Genomic DNA, 2,057 nt, shown 5'->3' on the forward strand with positions numbered 1-2,057 from the left:
GCGGGCCACCCGGTCCGGTCGTCAGTCCCGTCGCCGTCCTGCAACAACCCTGGCTTCGAAACTCCACCACCGCACCGTCCTGCGACTGCAACTGCAACTGCAACTGCGGTACTGCTCCCCGGCAGTTCGTGTCTGCCGGGCCCTGCGTCTCTCTGGGCTACGAGAGAAACCATAACCACGACACCACCCAATGTCTACTCTGACCAAGATAGATTTTCGCGTGTGGACGCAGAGGTGCGATCTCGAGCGGCGACGAGGACGGCACCAGGTTGAGCCCTCAGGAGGCCGAGGCCCCACCGGGGGCGTCGGACAGGGCGATGCGGGCCGTGATGCGCTTGCCGACCGGCTCCTGCTCGGTGAACAGATCCTCGGTGACGGCCTCCACGATCTCCAGGCCGTGCTGGCCGATCCTGCCGGGATCGGCGGCCAGGGCCGCGGGCACCATGGGGTCGCTGTCCCACACCACGACGTCCACAGTGTGGGCATTGATGCGCAGTTCCAGCAAGGCAGGGCCGGGAGCGTACTTGCGGGCGTTGGTGACCAGCTCGCTGACCACCAACTGGGTGACGTCCCTCGCACGAGCGCTCGCGAGCACGTGATGGTCGGCGTGGGCGTGGTCGAGGAAGGCGACGGCGTGGTGGCGGGCTTCGGCGATGCAGCCGCCGTACCCGCTCAGGGCGTAGCCGGCGCGCATCAGGTATCCATTCGGCGTCTTGGAGCCGTCACCGTCGGTATGGCATCCCATCGCCCCTCGCCCTCAGTCCCTGTGCTCGAGGGCGCGAGTACCCGCCCTCGCTGCATACATGGCAGGAACATGTTGTTTCGCAGCCACCCGGGTGCATTCGGCCGGGGCGGTGGGGCAGAATCATCCGCGCACGCCTGCCCGAGCCAGCCCAAAACACAGTCGAGGAGACGGTGACTGACATTCAGAAGGAAGGCCGGCCGGGCCGGTTATCCGTCCAGGCCGAAGTCGTTGACGGGATCCTCGTCGTGACCGTGCACGGCGAGATCGACGACGACGTCAAGGACGCCCTCGGCCAGGCGCTGACGTCTGAGGACGGTGTGGCGCCGCCCCGGATCGTGGCGGATCTCAGCGGCGTGACCTTCATGGACTCCAGCGGGATCAACGTCTTCATCGCCACCCACCTGCGAGTGAGCCAGGCTCAGGGGTGGCTGCGCATCGCCGGAGCCCAGGAGTCCGTCGTACGTCTGCTGCAGCCTGTCGGCGTCGACGCCTTCATCCCCTGCCACCCCACTGTCGAGCAGGCTCTGAACGCCTGACCGCCCCTACTCCGGCAGGCCCTTGGCGTCCTGGTGATACGAGCGCTATACCTCCAGCTCCTGGCCCAGGGCCCTCGCAGTTCTTCCACCACATCGGCTGGATGCGGGCCGCGAAGCCCGGCGTGCTCCAGCTGAACCCGTGGCTCTGCCCCGGCCACTCCCGTCCCCGGGAGGACGAGAGGCCCTCCCACCGTCCGCTGATGGTGGAAGTCCGCGTCGGCGTCGCCCGCGAGGCCTCTGGCCGGTGGCGACACCCCGCGCGCTGGCACCGTGCCCGCCCTGACCTCTCCCCCGCCTGACGTCACCGCCGCCCTGAAGGCGGCGCGGCGCATGCAGATGACCCAACCGTTGCGGACGTTCCCGCCATTCCCCGTCCGGAAATCCCGGAATCGGCCCTGGGGGCGACGGAGCGCCACCTCGGGACCCCTGGGCACGGCGGCTCGGCTTCCTCGGTCCCCCACGGCGCCAAAGGTTTCCGGGCCGCTCGATAGCCGACCGTCGCTTGAGCTGCTCAGGACTGTCCAGAGTGGCCGAAGGCCATTGCGCAGCACCGCCGGAGCTGCCCTTGACCGGCCTGACCAGCCCCACACTCAGCAGTCGGGCGGCCCGTCACCGGCCCCAGCCCAAGTGGGGAATAGCGCGGTGCTCAAGGTGCCTATGTAGGGGAATTGCCGGATTGCATGACTGAGCCTTTTCCAACCTCCCGCGTTAGTTCGGACGTAGAGGAACAAGCCAGGAAGCGATGGCTGGTCCGCTGGCCGGAACAGAAGGCGACT

The 2,057-nt window shown here is 68.1% G+C and carries 2 protein-coding genes; one reads left to right on the forward strand and one right to left on the reverse strand.

All coding sequences use genetic code 11. From position 1 onward, the window contains the following. Positions 1–277: 277 nt before the first annotated feature. On the reverse strand, positions 278–745 hold the full coding sequence (locus tag ACFWBB_RS42575) for an ATP-binding protein (RefSeq protein ID WP_385284684.1): 468 nt from the start codon (positions 743–745) through the stop codon (positions 278–280). Between the two features lie 170 nt (positions 746–915). Here ACFWBB_RS42575 and ACFWBB_RS42580 point away from each other — a divergent pair, with 170 nt between their 5' ends. Then, positions 916–1,281 carry an STAS domain-containing protein gene (locus tag ACFWBB_RS42580; protein WP_385284686.1) on the forward strand — a complete coding sequence of 122 codons (366 nt, stop codon included), beginning with the start codon at positions 916–918 and terminating at the stop codon, positions 1,279–1,281. Positions 1,282–2,057 lie beyond the last annotated feature (776 nt).

Origin of the sequence: Streptomyces sp. NPDC060000 (assembly GCF_042737375.1) — a bacterium.
In the GTDB taxonomy this organism is placed as follows: domain Bacteria; phylum Actinomycetota; class Actinomycetes; order Streptomycetales; family Streptomycetaceae; genus Streptomyces.

Coding starts and splice junctions, on each gene's coding strand:
- ACFWBB_RS42575 (WP_385284684.1), bottom strand. CDS start 745: ATGGGATGCCATACCGACGGTGACGGCTCCAAGACGCCGAATGGATAC.